The organism is Azospirillum lipoferum 4B, from assembly GCF_000283655.1.
GTDB classification, from domain to species: Bacteria; Pseudomonadota; Alphaproteobacteria; order Azospirillales; family Azospirillaceae; genus Azospirillum; species Azospirillum lipoferum_C.
In genome coordinates, this window is record NC_016586.1 from 288301 (window position 1) to 304153 (window position 15853).

Here is a 15853-nt window from a genome sequence, read left to right on the forward strand (position 1 = left end):
CGCCCGATGCCACCGATCCAATTCCCCTCACCCCACCCCCACATCATCCCGAATGCAAGCCACCGAATGCCCCGGCGCCACCTCGCGCAGCGCCCGGGCCTCCGGCTCCGCACAAGCCGGCAGCGCGAACGGGCACCGCGTCCGGAAGACGCAGCCGGATGGCGGGTTCATCGGGCTCGGCACGTCGCCGTCCAGCAGCATGCGGGTCTTCGGCGCGTCGGGGTCCGGGTCGGGGGCGGCGGACAGCAGGGCCATGGTGTAGGGGTGGTGCGGGCGCTCGTAGAGGGAATCGCTCGGCGCGATCTCCATCAGGCGGCCGAGATACATCACCGCAACCCGGTCGCTGATGTAGCGCACCACCGCCAGATCATGGGCGATGAACAGCACCGCCAGCCCCAGCTCGCGCTGCAAATCGCCCAGCAAATTCACCACCTGCGCCTGCACCGAGACGTCGAGCGCCGACACCGGCTCGTCCGCGACGATGAAGTCGGGTTCCACCGCCAGGGCGCGGGCGATGCCGATGCGCTGGCGCTGGCCGCCGGAGAATTCGTGCGGGAAGCGGTCCATGGCGTCGGCGCTCAGGCCCACCTTCTCCAGCAATGCCGCCACCCGGTCGCGGCGGTCGGGGCGGGTGCCGATGTTGTGGATCGTCAGGGCCTCGCCGATCACGTCGCGCACGCGCTGGCGCGGGTCGAGGCTGGCATAGGGGTCCTGGAAGACGATCTGCATGCGGCGGCGCTGCGCCCGCATCTCGGCGGTGCCCAAGCCGGTGATCTCCTGCCCGTTGAAGCGGATGGAGCCGGCGGTCGGCTCGATCAGCCGCAGGATGCTGCGCCCGGCGGTGGTCTTGCCCGATCCCGATTCGCCGACCAGCCCCAGCACCTCGCCGCGGTTCAGGTCGAAGGACAGGTCGTCCACCGCCTTCACCCAGCCGACCGGCCGTTGCAGCAGCCCGCCGCGCACGGCAAAGCGCTTCTCCAGATTGCGAACGCTCAGCAGGGGCTGTTCGGTAACGGTATCGATGCTCATTGCACGTCTCTCCAGCGGCGGCAGCGGGCGGAATGGTCGGGGCCGACCGGCTCCAGCACGGGTTCGGCGGCGGTGCAGGCCGGCTCGGCCAGCGGGCAGCGCGGAGCGAAGGTGCAGCCTTGCGGGCGGTTCACCGGGCTCGGCACGCTGCCGGGGATGGCATGCAGCCGGCCGCCGTCGCCGCGGCGCTGGCCCAGATGCGGCATGCAGGCCAGAAGCCCGCGGGTGTAGGGGTGCCTGGGCGATTTCAGCAGGGAGCGCACATTGCCCTCCTCGACGATGCGGCCGGCATACATCACCACCACCCGGTGCGCCACCTCCGCCACCACGCCCAGATTGTGGGTGATGAACAGGATCGAGGTGCCGGTCTCCTCCTGCAGCCGCCGCATCAGGTCGAGGATCTGCGCCTGGATGGTCACGTCCAGCGCGGTGGTCGGCTCGTCGGCGATCAGCAGGGTGGGGCGGCAGGCCAGCGCCATGGCGATCATCACGCGCTGGCGCATGCCGCCCGACATCTGGTGCGGATACTCGTCCAGCCGCCGCTCCGCCGCCGGGATGCCGACCTTCTTCAGCATGGCCAGCGCCTCCGCCCGCGCCGCCCGGCGGTCGAGGCCCTGGTGATAGCGTAGCGCCTCGCCGATCTGGTCGCCGACGGTGTAGACCGGGTTCAGCGAGGTCATCGGCTCCTGGAAGATCATGCCGATCTCGTTGCCGCGGACGCTGCGCATGGCGCGCTCGCTGAGGCGGGCGAGGTCGCGCACATGCCCGTCGCGGCCGCGGAACAGGATCTCGCCGCCGGCGATGATGCCCGGCGGCGACGGGATCAGCCGCATCGCCGACAGGCTGGTCACCGACTTGCCGCTGCCGGATTCGCCGACGACGGCCAGCGTCTCGTTGCGGCGCACGGCGAAGGACACGCCGTCCACCGCCTTCGACACGCCGGGATCGGCGGTGAAGTGGGTTTGCAGGTTGCGGATGTCGAGCGTGAGGTCAGCGTCCATGACGGGATCCCGGATTTGGAGTCAGCGGGTGCAGCCGCGCGCCGGCACCGGCCAGTCGCCGACGACCTCGCCGTTGCGGCTGACCGCCATGCGGTCGTGCAGGTTGGTCACCACGCAGACATGGTTGGGCAGGATGCGCACGCGGTCGCCGATCTCCGGCTTCGCCCCGCTCTTGCTGAGGTCGACCACCGCATGTTCCTCGTTGACGCGGACGATCACCGCGTCGGGGTAATCGAGGATCAGGCCGTAACCCTCGCCCACCGACGGGGCGACGCGGTCGCTCGACAGGGTCTTGCTGCCGCAATCCAGAACGGCGCGGTCGGGGGTGGGGCGGCTGACCACGGTGGCCTGTACTTGCACGGCGCACTCGTCCAGCGTCGCCACCCCGGCGCCCACGGTGGCGCGGTCGTGATAGATGTAGGTGCCGACGCGCAGCTCGGTCACGCCGGGAAGCTCATGGGTGTCCCAGCAGCCGGGGGTGCCGCCGACCGACACGGTTTCCACCGCGATGCCGGCGCCGTCCAGAAGGGCGCGGGTCTCGGTGACGAAGGGCACGGTGCGGGGGCCGCGCGGGTAGGTCATCAGGCCGCGGAAGCGGGTCAAGCCATTGCCGGCGGCGCGGCGGGCCAGCGCCAGCACCTCGTCCGGGGTCTGCACGCCGCAGCGGCCGTCGCCGCTGTCGAACTCCACCAGGATGCCGATCTCGACGCCGGCTTCGGCCGCGGCGGCGGCAACCGTATCAAGGGCGACGGCGTTGTCCAGCGCCACCGTCAGCTTGGTCTTGCCGGCCAGCTCGGCCAGCGGCGACACCTTGGCAACGCCGACGATGGGGTAGGTCAGCAGGATGTCGGCGCAGCCGGCCTCGGCCATCACCATCGCCTCGCCGATTTTCTGGCAGGTGATGCCGACAGCGCCCAGCTCGATCTGGCGCAGCGCGAATTGTGGAAGCTTGTGGGTCTTGATGTGCGGGCGCAGCGCCAACCCGTGCCGGTCGCAGTATTCCTGCATCTTGGTCAGGTTATGCTCGACCCGGTCGAGGTCGATGACGGGGACGGGGGTGTCGAGATCGTCGACGCGCATGGGACCGCTCCGGAACGCAGATTCAGGGAAGGGGCCGATCCCGGCGGCAATGCCATGGGATCGGCCATAGGCACGAGATGTTACGCCGTCGGCAGGACCGCGATGCAGTCGATTTCGACCTGGATGTTGTTCAGCTGGCAGCCGATGGTGGTGCGGGCCGGCGGCTCGGTCGGGAAGAACTCCGAATAGAGCGCGTTGTATTCCTGGAAGCGGCCGAGGTCGCTGAGGTAGCTGTTGACCTTCACCACATGGGCAAGGTCGGTACCGGCGGCCTTCAGGATGATTTCCAGGTTGCGCAGGGTCTGGCGCACCTCGCCGGCGAAATCCTCGGGCAGAGCGCCGGTCTCCGGATGGTGCGGCCCCTGGCCCGACACATAGACGAAGCCGTTCGCGACGATGGCGTGGCTGTACTGGCCGGCGGGCGGCACCGCCTTTTCGGCGAAGATCGGCTTGCGGTTGGTCATTCGGTCCTCACTGGTATGGAAACTTTGAAATGGGTCAGACGCGGGCCAGGGCCTTGCCCGGACGCGCGCCGGTGTGCCCGCCGTCGCAGGACGAACTGTCCGGCGACGAGCACGTCGGTGATGCCGTGGGGCGGGCGCGTCGGGTCCTGGAAGGTCGCGCGGTCCGCCACGTCGGCGGTGAACAGGGTCAGGTCGGCCACCATGCCCGGCCGGATCAGCCCGCGGTCGGTCAGGCCGAAACGCTGCGCCGGCACGGCGGTCATATGGCGCACGGCATCCTCCAGCCCCAGCTTCCCCTCGCCCGTGATGGCGCGGGCGAGATAGCGCGGGAAGCTGCCGAAGGCGCGGGGGTGCGGCTTGCCGGTCTCGCGCGGCAGCCCGTCCGATCCCAGCATGTGCAGCGGGTGCGACAGCGCGGTTTCCAGATCGGCTTCGGCCAGCTGGAACATGACGATGTTGGTGCGGCCTCGGTCGATGGCGATCAGCCGGACCAGCGTGTCGAAGGGTTGCTCCCACCGCGTCTCTGCGATTTCCGCCAGCGACATCCCCTCCAACGCGCGCAGATCGTCCGCCGAGACGCCGCCGATGCGGACATTCTCCCAGCCGATCAGGCGGATCTTGGATTCCCAGCCTGCATCGTCGGGCGCCTCGCCGTCCTCCACCGCGCGGCGCAGAGCCGCCAGCCCGTCGGCATCGGCCATGCGCGCCAGCAGTGCGTCCACCCCGCCCGCCAGCGCCGAGGGCGGCAGCAATTGCAGGATGGTGCTGGAGCCGGCCGGGTAGGGATACATGTCGAAACTGACGTCGGTGCCCCCCTTGCGCGCGATCTCCAGCCGTTCCACCGCCCGCGGCAGGCTGCCCCAATAGGGCTTTCCGGCGGCTTGCAGGTGGGACAGCAGGCCGCTCGCCCCACCGGCCTTCAGCAGGTCGAGGAACTCGTCCACCGAGGCGATCAGCCCGCCCTCATAGGAACGCACATGGGCGGTTAGCAGGGCGCCATGGTCAGCCACCACCTCGGCCAGCCGCACCAGCTCGGCGCGGTCGGCCCAGGCGCTGGGCGGGTAGACGAGGCCGAGCGACAGGCCGTGCGCGCCCTGGCGAAGCTGTTCGGCCAGCAGGGTCGCCATCGCCTCGCGCTCCTCGGCCGTGGCGGCGCGGTTCTGCCATCCCATGACGGCGAGCCGCAGCGCCGCGTGCCCGACCAGCGAGACGAGGTTGATGGCGGTGCCGCGCCCGTCGAGCGCCGCGCGGTAGCCGTCGAAATCGGCGAAGGTCTCCTGATCCGAAACATTGCCCAGCAGGTTGCCGAAATGCTCGCGCAAGGGCGCACTGCTCTCGGCATTCTGTGGGTAGAGGCCGAAGGAGCAGTTGCCGACCACCACGGTGGTGACGCCCTGCGCCACCTTCTCCGGCCGGCCGGGCTGGCGCAGCTGGATCAAATCGTCGTGGCAATGGGCGTCGATGAAGCCGGGAGCCAGGAAACGGCCCTGCGCCTCCACAGGTTCGGCGTCCGGCGCGTCCAGCATCGGGCCGATTGCGGCGATGCGTCCGCGCTCCACCAGCACATCCGCCGGGAACCAGGGGGCGCCGGTGCCGTCGATGACGCGGGCGCCCTTGATGAGGAGGGATGCGCTCATCTCACTTCGCCTTCTGCAGCCGGGGGTCGAGCGCGTCGCGCAGCCCGTCGCCGACGATCTGCAGCGACAGCACGGTCAGGACGATGGCGCAGCCGGGGAACAGGATCAGCCAGTCGGCCTGCTGGAAATACTGCTGGGCGCCGGCGATCATGTTGCCCCAGGTCGGGGTGGTCGGCGGCACCCCGACGCCGAGGAAGGACAGCGCCGCCTCCGTCAGGATGGCGTAAGCGAAGATGAAGGTGGCCTGCACCAGGATCGGCGAGATCAGGTTGGGCAGGATGTGCAGGAAGACGATGCGCGGGGTGGAAGCGCCGAGCGCCGTCGCCGCCTCGATGAAGGGCATCTCGCGCACCACGAGGCAGGCGGCGCGCACCACGCGGGCGACGCGCGGCGTGTAGACGATGCCGAGCGCCAGCACGACATTGTAGAGCGACGGCCCCAGCGCCGCCATGAAGGCGATGGCGAGCAGGATGTCGGGGAAGGCCATCAGCGCGTCGGTCAGCCGCATCAGCACGCCGTCCAGCGGCCGGATATAGCCGGCGGCCAGCCCCAGCAGCGTGCCCATCAGCGTCGCCACCACCACCACCAGCAGGCCGACCAGCAGCGACAGCCGGGCGCCCAGCATCACGCGGGACAGCACGTCGCGGCCATACTCGTCGGTGCCGAACCAGTGGGCGGCGGATGGCGCCTTCAGCCGGCCGAGGATGTCCATCTTCATCGGATTGAAGGGCGTGATCCACGGCGCCAGCAGCGCCACCGCCAAAATCGCTGCCATGATCAGGAAGGACAGCACCACCAGCCGGCGCCGGAACAGCTGGCGCATCAGCAGGGCGGCCGGCGAGCGGCTGCGCTGCGGCCCATTGGAGGAGGGGGCCGGGGAGGGACGGGGAACGGCGCCGTGACCGGCGGGGACGCTTGCCATGGAAACCCTCCCTCTCAATAACGGACCCGCGGATCGACCACGGCATAGAGCAGGTCGACCGTCAGGTTGATCAGCACATAGATGGCGGACACCACCAGCAGGGCGCCCTGGATCACCGGATAGTCGCGGCGCAGCACGGCCGAGACGATCAGGTTGCCGACTCCGGGCAGGCCGAACACGGTCTCCGTCACGATGGCGCCGGCGATCATCACCGCGGTGGTCAGGCCGATCACCGTCAGGATCGGGATCATCGCGTTGCGCAGCGCATGCTTCAGCACGACGACCAGCGGCGGCAACCCCTTGGCCCGCGCCGTGCGGACGTAATCGTTGCTCATCACGTCCAGCATGCTGGTGCGGGTGAAGCGCAGGATCAGCGCTGAGTTCGGAATGCCCAGCGCGATGGCCGGCAGCACCAGATGGCGCATGCGTTCCATCAGATCGGCTTCGGGCGGGCCATAGCCGGCGACCGGGAACCAGGCATGGTCGACCGCCAGATACTTGATCAGCGTCAGCCCGATCCAGAAGCTGGGAATGCTCGCCGCCAGCATGGCCAGCCCGACCGCGGTCTGGTCAATCAGCCCGCCGCGCTTGGCCGCCGACAGGATGCCGATGGGCAAGCCGATCAGCATGGCGATCCCCACCGACATCATCGTCAGGAGAGCCGTCAGCTCCGACCGTTCGGCCAGCGCCTGCGCCACCGGGCGGTTGAGGAAGATGGACTCGCCAAGGTCGAAGCGGATGATCTGCCCGAGATAGAGCAGGAACTGCGTCAGCAGCGGCTCGTCGAGCCCCAGCCGGCCGCGCAGCGCCGCGATGTCCTCCGGCGTGGCGGAGGATCCCAGCATGACGGCGGCGGGATCGCCCGGCACCACGCGGGCGATCACGAAGACCACCATGGCGACGAGCAGCATGACGACCATCATGCCGGCGAACCGGCGGACGATGTAAACGAGCATGGTTGCGGTCCTGGACCGAGGAGGATGGGGCGGGTCTTTTTTGCGTCAGGAAACAGGTAGCCCCTCTCCCCTTGTGGGAGAGGGGTTGGGGTGAGGGGTTGCGAACCGGTTGCCATCCCGGCCTTCGGCCGCCCCCTCATCCCAACCCTTCTCCCGCAATGGGGAGAAGGGCTTTGCGAGTCCAACCCCCCTCAGCCCTTCAGGTCGGTGTTCCAGAAGAAGGGCCAGGGCGTCGGCGTGTAGCCGGTCAGCTTGTCGCTGCTGGCGGCGAGGTTGTAGAACTCGCCGACCTTCACGCTGGGCACCTCGCTGTAGAACAGCGTCTGCAGCGTCACCCATTTCGCCTTGCGGGCCGCCGGGTCCATCTCGCGGTTGAAGGCGGCGAGCGCCTCCCGCTTGGCCTGGCTGTCCCACCAGCCGGGATAGCTGGGGTTCAGTACCGTGATCAGCGACGGCTCCGGCACGAAGGTGTGATAGGTGAAGAAGGCGTCCCACCCCTTGTCGTCGCCGCGGCGCTGCAGCAGGGTCGCCCAGTCCAGCACCTGCAGGTCGACCTTGAAGCCGGCCATTTCGAGCTGGGCCTGCGCCACCATGCTCATCTTATAGAGGAACTCGTACTGCACCGAGGTCATGATGCGGATCGGCTCGCCCTTGTAGCCGGCCGCCTTCAGCAGGTCCGCCGCCTTGCCGGCGGCATGGTCGGCATAAGCCTTGGCGCTGGCCGCGTCGTAATAGGGCGTGCCCTGGGCGTAGATCGACCCCTCCGCCTGGACGAAGGCGGGATCGCCGAGCCCGGCCAGCAGCATGTCGTTCGGCTCCAGCGCCGCCAGAACCGCCTGACGCACCTTCTGGTTCGCCATCACGCCGGTCCTGGTGTTCATGATCATCAGCGGGAAGCCGAAGGGCTTGACGATCACCGGCTTGACGCCGGCGGCGTCCTTGATGCGCGGCAGGGTTTCCGCCGGCAGGCTGTCGGCGAACTGGTACTGGCCGGCCAGCACGCCCGAAACGCGGGTGGCGGCGTTCGGCACCGGGACGAAGCGCACCTCGCCGATGACCGCCTTGCGGCTGCCGGCATAGCCGCTGGGCGTGCCGGCGGGGGAGGCGTAGCCGTCGTGGCGGACCAGCCGGATATACTGGTCGGGCTTGTGTTCCAGCAGCTTGTAGGGGCCGGTGCCGATCAGCGACTTCAAGGCGCCCGGCCCGTCGATGACCGATTTCGGCACGATGGCGGCGGCCCCGTTGTTCATCGCCAAGAGCGCGGTCAGCGGCGCGAAGGGCTCCTTCAGCGCGATGACGACGGCATCGGTGCCCTTGGCGGCGATGCTCTCCACCAGCGGGGCGACGGTCTTGCCGCGCGGCGAGGCCTTGGTCCAATGGTCGAGCGAGGCGACCACGTCGTCCACCGTGACGGTGCTGCCGTCATGGAAGGTGACGCCGCTGCGCAGCGGGATGGTGTAGGTTTTGCCGTCCGCCGACACCTGCGGCAGGGCCGACGCCACCAGCGGGGCCAGCTTCCAGTCGCCGTCGAAGGTGAACAGCGTCTCGAACATGTGCTGGGTGATGATGCTGACGAGGTCGGATGTGGTGCCGACCGGGTCCAGCGTCGGCGGCTCGCCGATGGTGGCGACGGTGACGACCGAGGCGCCGCCCTGCTGGGCCTGCGCAGGGGTGGTCCAGGTCCCCAGAATACCGGTGGAAAGTCCCCCGACAGCGACTGCCGAACCGAGGGCGGTGTTGAACAGACGTCGCGTGATCCCAGTCATTTCTGCCTCCCCGACCGTTTGTCCGAAATATCGGACATCGGTCTTGTATTCCAGACAAGCGAACGGTATATCGGACAAACATCGCTGGCAAGCCGAAAATCCGCGTGCTAATCGGTGGTGGAAAGAGCGGGAGCGCGGATCAGATGAAGAGCAACGGCGTGGCGGAGAAGCAGGTGGAAGAGAAGTCGACGGGCCGTGCCCGCGGCATCGACCGCGTCATCGCTCTGATGGAGCATCTGCACAGCCGGCGCGCGCCCACGCGCATCGCCGACATCGCGCGCGACACCGGCACCCCGCGCTCCACCATGTACGAGCTGGTCAATACGCTGGTGGAGGCGCGCTGGCTGGAACTGCGCGACGGCGAGGGCACGGTCTATTTCGGGCCGGCAATGCATTATTACGGCAGCGATTACCTCGACAGCGTCGACCTGATCCGCAAGGCGCGGGTGGAGGTCGCCCACATCGCCGAGACGGTGGGGGAGACGGCGCAGTTCTGCACGCTGGAAGGCGACAAGTATCTGGTCGTGCTGAATGAACCCGGCCGGCGCATGTTCCGCATCAGCTCCGAGATCGGCATCAAGGTGCCGATCCCCTGGACGGCGTCCGGCCGGCTGCTGGTCGATCATTTGGCCGCCGACGAAATCCTGCGTTTCATCCCTTCGGCGGATTTCGTCCTGCCCGACGGCCGTCGCATCGCCGAGGACGAGTTTCTGGAGGACATCCGCCGCGCCCGCACCCAGGGCTATGTCCGCACCACCGCGCTGGTCGACCGCTTCACCACCTGCCTTGCCGCACCGGTCCGCGATCCGGCCGGCCGCTGCATCGCCACCATCTGCTTCGTCGTCCCGGCCGACACGACGGAAGAGGCGCAGCAGGCGATGATCGATACGCTGAAGGCGAGTGCCGAACGGCTGTCGCCGGGACGCTGACGGCGGCTGCGCCAATTCGGCGCATCGGCCGTTGCCATTGACACAACCCGACCCACATGTCTTTAATCTGGACAGACAGCAGCCAGTAATAGCGCTGCGAAATCCCCGATAAAGCCCTGTAGAGCGCTGCGAACGGCGCGGAGACCCCAAGAAAAACTCCGTATGACGTCTTTCACAGCGCTATGCTGCGATGCAAAATGACGAGTACAGGGATGTCATGTCTCCGCTTTTGCGGCGGCGTGATTGTGCCAATATCTTCCTCAACAGGCCGCTGCATCGGCCCCGGAACTCCAAACCGACATTGAAGGAAGATCGTCATGATCTCGTATGAAGCCGAATTCGCCGCCGCCAACGCCGAATATGCCGCCAAGTTCGCCGTCGTCCGCTTCGTCATCGGCGCCCTGCTGTTCGCCGCCGTCGCCGCCATCGCCAACGTGAACACGCCCGCCGTCCTGGCCGCCGACGAAGTCCGCGCCGCTGTCGCCCTGGAAATGGTGCGGACCATGCCGGTGACCGTGGCCGACGCCGCCAACTGATGTGCGCGGAGGAGCGGGTTTCCTTCGACCGCTCCTCCGTTTCGTGATCTTGCAGGCCAACTCCTGTTTCCTGGGAAATCCCCGGCGATCCAGGAGGAACCGATGCCCCGCAAGCCCGAAGGCTCCGACGACAGTGACGACCGCAAGTCCGGTCAGGACCAGGTGCCGAAACCTCCCTCCCGCGCGGAGGTCGAGGAGATCAGCCGCTCCCAGGACTATCTGACCGACGACTGGACCGGCGAGGGCGGCAAACCGGACGAGAACCGCCAGCCCGGCTGACGCCGCCGGCATTTTCCCTACAAGACCCATTGTGCCGATCGGGCTGGAAGCCGGAGGGATCCGAAGGCTTGCCGGCCCGCATCCGTGTGCCCGAACCCGATACCGGAAGCCGCCGGATGACCCATTCGGGAAGCCGCTGGATTACACCGGCCGCCCTCAGGCTTAAGCCATCGGAGAGGTGGACGAATCACGGAACTTACGATCCGCCCCTCCTGTCGAAGGAAGTCCCCTTCCCCAGACCGGAGAGACCGGGATGCGCCACTCCCTCCTCGCCCTGCTGTTTGCGACCGTCCTGGCTCCCGTCGGTGCAGGCGCCCAGGCAGCCGGTCAGGAAACCGGTGCCGACATCGGTGCTCTCATCGATGGAGGATTTCAGGCCGACCGGCCGGTCTGCCGGCCCGGCGACAACGGCTGCGCCCGCTTCGTCGGCGATTCCAAGGCGGTCGTGCCGAAGCGGGGCGGGGCGAAGCAGCCGGTGGTCATCGGCTCCTCGGTCTACATGCTGACCCCCTGGCAGGCGGAGCGCGAGCGCCGCTGCCTCGCGCTGGCCGGCTGGGCGGAAGCGCGGGGCGAGGGTGCCGACGCCATGGCCGCCGTCATGTGGGTGGTCGCCAACCGGGCCGCATCGGCGTTGCATCCGTCGCTGCCCTGCCGCGTCGTCGTCGCCGCCGGCCAGTTCGAACCCTTCTCCCCGCCGACGCAGGTTGAGCCGCAGAAGCGCCGCAAGCCGGCCAAGTCGGCGAAATCCCGCGGGAAGCAGGCGGAGTCCCAACAGGTGGCGGCGGACCCCCGCGCCGCCAACCGGGCCGAGGCCCGGCGCATCCTGGCGGAGATTGGCCGTCAGGCGCAGGTGATCCGGGCGGGCGGCATGCCGTCCTGGCCGAAGCCACGCACGGCGCCCGACCAGGAGGCGTTGCGCATTGCCCGCGGCCTCGCCTGGAGTCTGAACGACGACGAGATGCCCGATCCCACCGCGCGCGCCTTGCTGTTCTACAGCCCGCCGACCCAGGCGGCGCTCGGGCGCCAGAAGCCCAACTGGGCGGAGGCGCGGCTGCGTACCGCCTCCATCGGCGACCATTCCTTCTACCGCTATCCCACTCCGGCCGAGCGGACCAGCCCGGCCGAGACCCAAGTGGCTGAGACCCAAGTGGCCGAAGTCGGCGAGTAACACTCTGCCAATCTGGTTGCAGGTAGCCCCTCTCCCCTCGCGGGAGAGGGGTTGGGGTGAGGGGGGAATCACGGCCGGACGGCCGGAAAAGAGGCCTGCATTGCGTGTTCGCCTGCGGCGAATACCCCTCATCCCAACCCTTCTCCCACAAGGGGAGAAGGGCTTTGCACCAAAACTCTCCGGGCTTGGCAGCGTAGGACTATGGCGTCCGGCTACTCCCGCCGCCCGCCCAGCAGCATCTGCATCCGTGCCAGTTCCGGGGCGTTGCGCGCCTCCATCTTCTCCAGCACGCGGGCGCGGTGGGTCTCCACCGTGCGGATGCCGATGGAAAGCCGCTGGGCAATCGTCTTGTTCGGCAACCCCTCGGCCACCAGCTGCATCACCTCCAGCTCGCGCGGGCTGAGCAGGGCGAGCCGGCGGCGGATCTCCCCGGCCTCCACATCGGCGCGGCGGGCGGCGAGGTCGCGCTCGAAGGCTTCCTGCACCCGTTCGATCAGCAGATCCTCGTCGAAGGGTTTCTGCAGGAAATCCACGGCTCCCGCTCGGAAGGCGCGGACCGCGGCGGTCACGTCGCCATGGCCGGTGATGATGATGACGGGAAGGGTCAGCCCGCGGCGGACCATCTCCTGCTGCAAATCCAGCCCATCCATCCCCGGCATGCGGATGTCGAGGATCGCGCAGCCGGGCTGGTCGGGCGACGCGGCATCCAGGAATTCCGCTGCCGAGGCGCAGCAGCGCACCGACAGCCCGGCCAGATCCAGGTGAAGTGCCAGGGCGTCGCGCACCGCCTCGTCGTCGTCCACCACGAAGGCGACGGGCTTCTCGGTCGTCATGCTGGCTCTCCTTCCCTGTCCTTCGCGTGCACGGGAATGGTGAACTGGAACACGGTTCCCCCTTCTGCGCCAGTCGCGGCGCCACCGCCACTCCCGCTGCGCGCGGTCAGAGTGCCGCCATGGGACTCGACGATGGTGCGTACGATGGACAGCCCCAACCCCATGCCGGTCGGCTTGGTGGTGACGAAGGGCGCGAACAGGTTGCGCTCCACCACCTCGGCAAGGCCGGGTCCGGTGTCGCGCACGCCGATGGCGACGAAGCCGGGCTCGGCGGCGGGGCAGGCGAAGATCACGATGCGGCGCCGGCCCAGTGCTTCTTCCGGCCGGGTGGCGTCGGGCGTCATCGCCTCCGCCGCATTGCGGACGAGGTTCAGGATCGCCTGCTGCAATTGGACCGCATCGCCTGCGATGGCCGGCAGGGCTGGTGCGACCTCCGCGGCGATCTCCACCGCATGGCGGCTGGCGAGCGGGCCGGCCAGGGTCAGGCAGTCGGCGATCAGCGTGGCGACCGGCAGCGGCGTCCGGTCGCGCGCACCCTTGCGCACGAAGTCGCGCAGGCTGCGGATCACGCGGTCGGCGCGTTCCGCCTGGGTGACCGTCTTGTCGAGGATTTCGGCCAGGCGGGGGGACGCCTCCTCCATCCGAGCGATCTTGCGGGCGGCGCGGGCGTAGCCCATGGTCGCCGCCAGCGGCTGGTTCAGTTCATGGGCCAGCGCCGCCGCCATTTCCCCCGCCTCGATCAGGCGGGAGGCGTGGGCGAGGTCGGATTGCCGCACCCGCAGTCTGTCCTCCACCCGGCGGCGTTCGCTGACCACGGCGCCCAGCAGCAGGATGGTGATGGCGAGCGTCAGCATCAGAAGCTGGAAATGCGCCATGCGCGCGGTGTCGACGCCGGTCGCCTGGATGGCGGCGATCAGGCCGGCCTGGGTGGCGGCCGAGGCCAGCACCGCCCCGCCCCGCCCGTGCCGCACCGCGACCGCGATGGCCGGCAGGAACAGCAGGTAGAAATGCTCGTACTGCGACGAGCCCAGCGGACCGAAATCCAGCCACAGGGTGAAGCCGATCAGCGCGCCGTGGGCCAGACTCTCCGCCGCTCCACTCCAGGACCAGCGCAGCGCCGGCATGCGCCGTGCCATCAGCACCATCGGGGTCAGGACGGCGATGCCGATGATCTCGCCGGTCCAGAAGCGCAGCAGCACCTCTGGAAAGCGCGCCCAATCGAACAGCCCGGCCGCCGTGTGGACGGCGATGAAGCCCAGCCCGATGACCAGAACCGCTGCCGCGCTGCCGCCGAGCAGCAGGACGATGTCCCGCAGGCTGGACAGCCCCGGATCGATCATCTTGCGCAGCATCCCACCCGCCGCCCCATAGCCCAGGGCGACGATTCCGTTGGCCAGCAGCGCCGTTCCCAGACCGACCGGGAGGTCGCGGACCACGATGTCGGCGGCGGTCAGCCCCAGCCAGACCAGCGGCACCGCGCGCAGGCCCAGCAGCACCGACAGCCCCATCATCAGGCCGGCCGGCGGATTCCACGGCGTGATGTTGATCGACGACACCGCATGGATGAAGCTGATCCAATCCAGGAACAGTTGGGCGGCCAGATAGGCCGGAATGAACATCCATCGGCGGCGGACAGTCTGTGGCATGGACCGATGGTAACGCCAACCGGCGTCCACTGCATCAGGTGAAATGATCCACCCCGTATTACTACGGACATTCGGTAGGGTGTCACGCGACCCTTTCCGGTCCGTATTTCCCGGCATGGACAGACTGCGGCCGATTTCCGATCATCAAGGGGTCCCTGCATATGATTCGAAAGTCACGATGGCGAGCCTTCGGCGCATTCTGCTGGCAACCGACCTGGAACCGAAATCGGATCGCGCCCTGGAGCGCGCCGTCCAGCTCGCCCGCCGGTTCGATGCGGAGCTGACGGCGCTGCATGTCGTCGACGGCACCGGCGGTCCCTATGGCTGCCTGCCGCTGCACCATGTGGAAGCGGAACTCCAGCGCCATATCCTGGCCGTGCCGGGCGGGGCGGACATCCGATCCCAGGCGGTCGCGGTGCGCGGCGAGGCCGTCGAACACCGGGTCGCCGGCTATGCCGGGCTGTGGCTTCCCGACCTCATCGTGGTGGGGCTGCACCAGCGCGACCGGGTGGCGGACCTGTTCCTGGCCTCCACCGTCGAGCGCATCGCCATCGCCGATGGGACGCCGATGCTGATCGTGCGCGACAAGCCGCTCCAGCCCTATCTGCGGGCGCTGGTGCCGGTCGACTTCTCCGAACGCTCGCGCCCGTCGGTGGACTGTGTGCGGATGCTGATGCGGGAGGGAAGCATCCACCTGCTGCATGTCGTCGATCTGCCGGGGATGGCGGGCCGATCCAGTTCTCCCCTGGACACGGGGCAGGCCGCGCACGATTTCCGGAAAGTGCTGGGCAGCCCGTCCGCAGAATCGGATCAGGAACCGGCGGTCGAGACGATCCTGCTCACCGGCTCTCCGGGGCGGCGGATCGTCGATCTCGCGCGGGACGGACGGTACGATCTGGTCGCCCTGGGCTCCGCCCGGCGCAGCGGCGTTTCCCGTGCCCTGCTGGGCAGCACGGCCTCCGACGTGATCGAGGCGCTGCCCTGTGACGTGCTGATCGGCGGTACGGCCGGCATCCGGTCCCCGGCGACCGTCCCGACCTTTGGCCTTAATGGAGAATCAGATGGCGGAGAACCAGATGGCCATCACTGAGCTTTTTTCCGCGGCCGACGTCATCCTCGACGCCGCTCCCGCCGACAAGCCGGCCCTGCTCGACCGGCTGGCGGCGGAGGCGGCGACCCGCAGCGGCCGGCCTGCGCCGGAAATCCTGGGCGCCCTGCTGGCGCGGGAGAAGATCGGCTCCACCGCGCTGGGCAAGGGCGTGGCCTTTCCGCATACGGAACTGGCCGATCTCGCGGAGCCGGTCGTCCTGTTCGCCCGGCTCCAGCGCGCGGTCGACTTCGACGCGCGCGACGACGAACCGGTCGACCTCGTCTTCCTGGCTCTGTGGCCTGCATCGAACCGCAAGGGGCTGCTGACCGCCATGTCGGAGATCTGCGGGGCGTTGCGCGATCCGCAATCGGTTCGCCGGCTGCGCGGTGCGCAGACGCCCGAAGACGCCGCCCGGCTCCTCCTCCAGGCCGTCGCCCGCGATGCGGAGGATTCCGACCTCGTCAAGGACCCGGACGGCCTGCTGCCCGGCCTCTGACCCCGCCTGTTCCCGCCGCCT

16 protein-coding genes are annotated in these 15853 nt (G+C 68.8%); 6 read left to right on the forward strand and 10 right to left on the reverse strand.

Annotated elements, in window-relative coordinates; all coding sequences use genetic code 11:
• Window positions 1-27: 27 nt before the first annotated feature.
• The 8 genes from AZOLI_RS19600 to AZOLI_RS19635 form a co-directional block, all read right to left on the reverse strand.
• Complete coding sequence (locus tag AZOLI_RS19600; protein ID WP_014188870.1) at window positions 28-1029, reverse strand: ABC transporter ATP-binding protein; 1002 nt, start codon at window positions 1027-1029, stop codon at window positions 28-30.
• Window positions 1026-2030 (reverse strand): ABC transporter ATP-binding protein, encoded by a 1005-nt coding sequence (locus AZOLI_RS19605; protein ID WP_014188871.1) that lies wholly within the window; start codon window positions 2028-2030, stop codon window positions 1026-1028. Before AZOLI_RS19605 ends, AZOLI_RS19600 begins: the two co-directional genes overlap by 4 nt.
• A gap of 21 nt (window positions 2031-2051) precedes the next feature.
• The gene (locus tag AZOLI_RS19610; protein ID WP_014188872.1) at window positions 2052-3110 is read right to left on the reverse strand and encodes an alanine racemase; all 1059 of its coding nucleotides are present in this window, start codon (window positions 3108-3110) and stop codon (window positions 2052-2054) included.
• An 80-nt stretch (window positions 3111-3190) separates the two neighbouring features.
• The gene (locus tag AZOLI_RS19615; RefSeq protein ID WP_014188873.1) at window positions 3191-3574 is read right to left on the reverse strand and encodes a RidA family protein; all 384 of its coding nucleotides are present in this window, start codon (window positions 3572-3574) and stop codon (window positions 3191-3193) included.
• Entirely contained in the window at window positions 3571-5211 is a 1641-nt protein-coding gene (locus AZOLI_RS19620; protein WP_014188874.1) for an N-acyl-D-amino-acid deacylase family protein, read from the reverse strand. The genes AZOLI_RS19615 and AZOLI_RS19620 overlap by 4 nt, the downstream gene beginning before the upstream one ends.
• A gap of 1 nt (window position 5212) precedes the next feature.
• Window positions 5213-6034: an ABC transporter permease gene (locus AZOLI_RS19625; protein WP_044552525.1), complete on the reverse strand. Its 822-nt coding sequence runs from the start codon at window positions 6032-6034 to the stop codon at window positions 5213-5215.
• Window positions 6035-6147: 113 nt separating this feature from the next.
• On the reverse strand, window positions 6148-7089 hold the full coding sequence (locus AZOLI_RS19630; RefSeq protein WP_014188876.1) for an ABC transporter permease: 942 nt from the start codon (window positions 7087-7089) through the stop codon (window positions 6148-6150).
• A 191-nt stretch (window positions 7090-7280) separates the two neighbouring features.
• Window positions 7281-8855, reverse strand: coding sequence for an ABC transporter substrate-binding protein (locus tag AZOLI_RS19635; protein WP_014188877.1), 1575 nt, complete (start codon window positions 8853-8855; stop codon window positions 7281-7283).
• 143 nt (window positions 8856-8998) lie between these two features.
• Here AZOLI_RS19635 and AZOLI_RS19640 point away from each other — a divergent pair, with 143 nt between their 5' ends.
• The 4 genes from AZOLI_RS19640 to AZOLI_RS19650 all read left to right on the forward strand — a co-directional run bounded on the left by AZOLI_RS19640 (window position 8999) and on the right by AZOLI_RS19650 (window position 11767).
• The gene (locus AZOLI_RS19640) at window positions 8999-9784 is read left to right on the forward strand and encodes an IclR family transcriptional regulator (protein ID WP_014188878.1); all 786 of its coding nucleotides are present in this window, start codon (window positions 8999-9001) and stop codon (window positions 9782-9784) included.
• 317 nt (window positions 9785-10101) lie between these two features.
• Window positions 10102-10320, forward strand: a complete 219-nt coding sequence (locus tag AZOLI_RS19645; RefSeq protein WP_044552193.1) for a hypothetical protein — start codon at window positions 10102-10104, stop codon at window positions 10318-10320.
• 102 nt (window positions 10321-10422) lie between these two features.
• Window positions 10423-10599, forward strand: coding sequence for a hypothetical protein (locus AZOLI_RS32645; RefSeq protein ID WP_162488329.1), 177 nt, complete (start codon window positions 10423-10425; stop codon window positions 10597-10599).
• A gap of 253 nt (window positions 10600-10852) precedes the next feature.
• The gene (locus AZOLI_RS19650; protein ID WP_014188879.1) at window positions 10853-11767 is read left to right on the forward strand and encodes a cell wall hydrolase; all 915 of its coding nucleotides are present in this window, start codon (window positions 10853-10855) and stop codon (window positions 11765-11767) included.
• 212 nt (window positions 11768-11979) lie between these two features.
• Here the strand turns inward: AZOLI_RS19650 and AZOLI_RS19655 are convergent, their stop codons facing one another.
• Window positions 11980-12600 carry a response regulator transcription factor gene (locus AZOLI_RS19655; protein ID WP_014188880.1) on the reverse strand — a complete coding sequence of 207 codons (621 nt, stop codon included), beginning with the start codon at window positions 12598-12600 and terminating at the stop codon, window positions 11980-11982.
• A complete protein-coding gene (locus tag AZOLI_RS19660) occupies window positions 12597-14246 on the reverse strand; it encodes an ATP-binding protein (RefSeq protein WP_162488330.1) in 1650 nt (549 codons plus the stop codon). The genes AZOLI_RS19655 and AZOLI_RS19660 overlap by 4 nt, the downstream gene beginning before the upstream one ends.
• Before the next feature lie 178 nt (window positions 14247-14424).
• Between AZOLI_RS19660 and AZOLI_RS19665 the strand changes: the two genes are divergently transcribed.
• Together AZOLI_RS19665 and AZOLI_RS19670 are read left to right on the forward strand one after the other, a co-directional pair.
• Window positions 14425-15336: a universal stress protein gene (locus AZOLI_RS19665; protein ID WP_014188882.1), complete on the forward strand. Its 912-nt coding sequence runs from the start codon at window positions 14425-14427 to the stop codon at window positions 15334-15336.
• Window positions 15323-15832, forward strand: a complete 510-nt coding sequence (locus AZOLI_RS19670) for a PTS sugar transporter subunit IIA (RefSeq protein WP_044552528.1) — start codon at window positions 15323-15325, stop codon at window positions 15830-15832. Before AZOLI_RS19665 ends, AZOLI_RS19670 begins: the two co-directional genes overlap by 14 nt.
• Window positions 15833-15853: the final 21 nt, after the last annotated feature.

Coding starts and splice junctions, on each gene's coding strand:
- AZOLI_RS19600 (WP_014188870.1), bottom strand. CDS start 1,029: ATGAGCATCGATACCGTTACCGAACAGCCCCTGCTGAGCGTTCGCAAT.
- AZOLI_RS19605 (WP_014188871.1), bottom strand. CDS start 2,030: ATGGACGCTGACCTCACGCTCGACATCCGCAACCTGCAAACCCACTTC.
- AZOLI_RS19610 (WP_014188872.1), bottom strand. CDS start 3,110: ATGCGCGTCGACGATCTCGACACCCCCGTCCCCGTCATCGACCTCGAC.
- AZOLI_RS19615 (WP_014188873.1), bottom strand. CDS start 3,574: ATGACCAACCGCAAGCCGATCTTCGCCGAAAAGGCGGTGCCGCCCGCC.
- AZOLI_RS19620 (WP_014188874.1), bottom strand. CDS start 5,211: ATGAGCGCATCCCTCCTCATCAAGGGCGCCCGCGTCATCGACGGCACC.
- AZOLI_RS19625 (WP_044552525.1), bottom strand. CDS start 6,034: ATGCGCCAGCTGTTCCGGCGCCGGCTGGTGGTGCTGTCCTTCCTGATC.
- AZOLI_RS19630 (WP_014188876.1), bottom strand. CDS start 7,089: ATGCTCGTTTACATCGTCCGCCGGTTCGCCGGCATGATGGTCGTCATG.
- AZOLI_RS19635 (WP_014188877.1), bottom strand. CDS start 8,855: ATGACTGGGATCACGCGACGTCTGTTCAACACCGCCCTCGGTTCGGCA.
- AZOLI_RS19640 (WP_014188878.1), top strand. CDS start 8,999: ATGAAGAGCAACGGCGTGGCGGAGAAGCAGGTGGAAGAGAAGTCGACG.
- AZOLI_RS19645 (WP_044552193.1), top strand. CDS start 10,102: ATGATCTCGTATGAAGCCGAATTCGCCGCCGCCAACGCCGAATATGCC.
- AZOLI_RS32645 (WP_162488329.1), top strand. CDS start 10,423: ATGCCCCGCAAGCCCGAAGGCTCCGACGACAGTGACGACCGCAAGTCC.
- AZOLI_RS19650 (WP_014188879.1), top strand. CDS start 10,853: ATGCGCCACTCCCTCCTCGCCCTGCTGTTTGCGACCGTCCTGGCTCCC.
- AZOLI_RS19655 (WP_014188880.1), bottom strand. CDS start 12,600: ATGACGACCGAGAAGCCCGTCGCCTTCGTGGTGGACGACGACGAGGCG.
- AZOLI_RS19660 (WP_162488330.1), bottom strand. CDS start 14,246: ATGCCACAGACTGTCCGCCGCCGATGGATGTTCATTCCGGCCTATCTG.
- AZOLI_RS19665 (WP_014188882.1), top strand. CDS start 14,425: ATGGCGAGCCTTCGGCGCATTCTGCTGGCAACCGACCTGGAACCGAAA.
- AZOLI_RS19670 (WP_044552528.1), top strand. CDS start 15,323: ATGGCCATCACTGAGCTTTTTTCCGCGGCCGACGTCATCCTCGACGCC.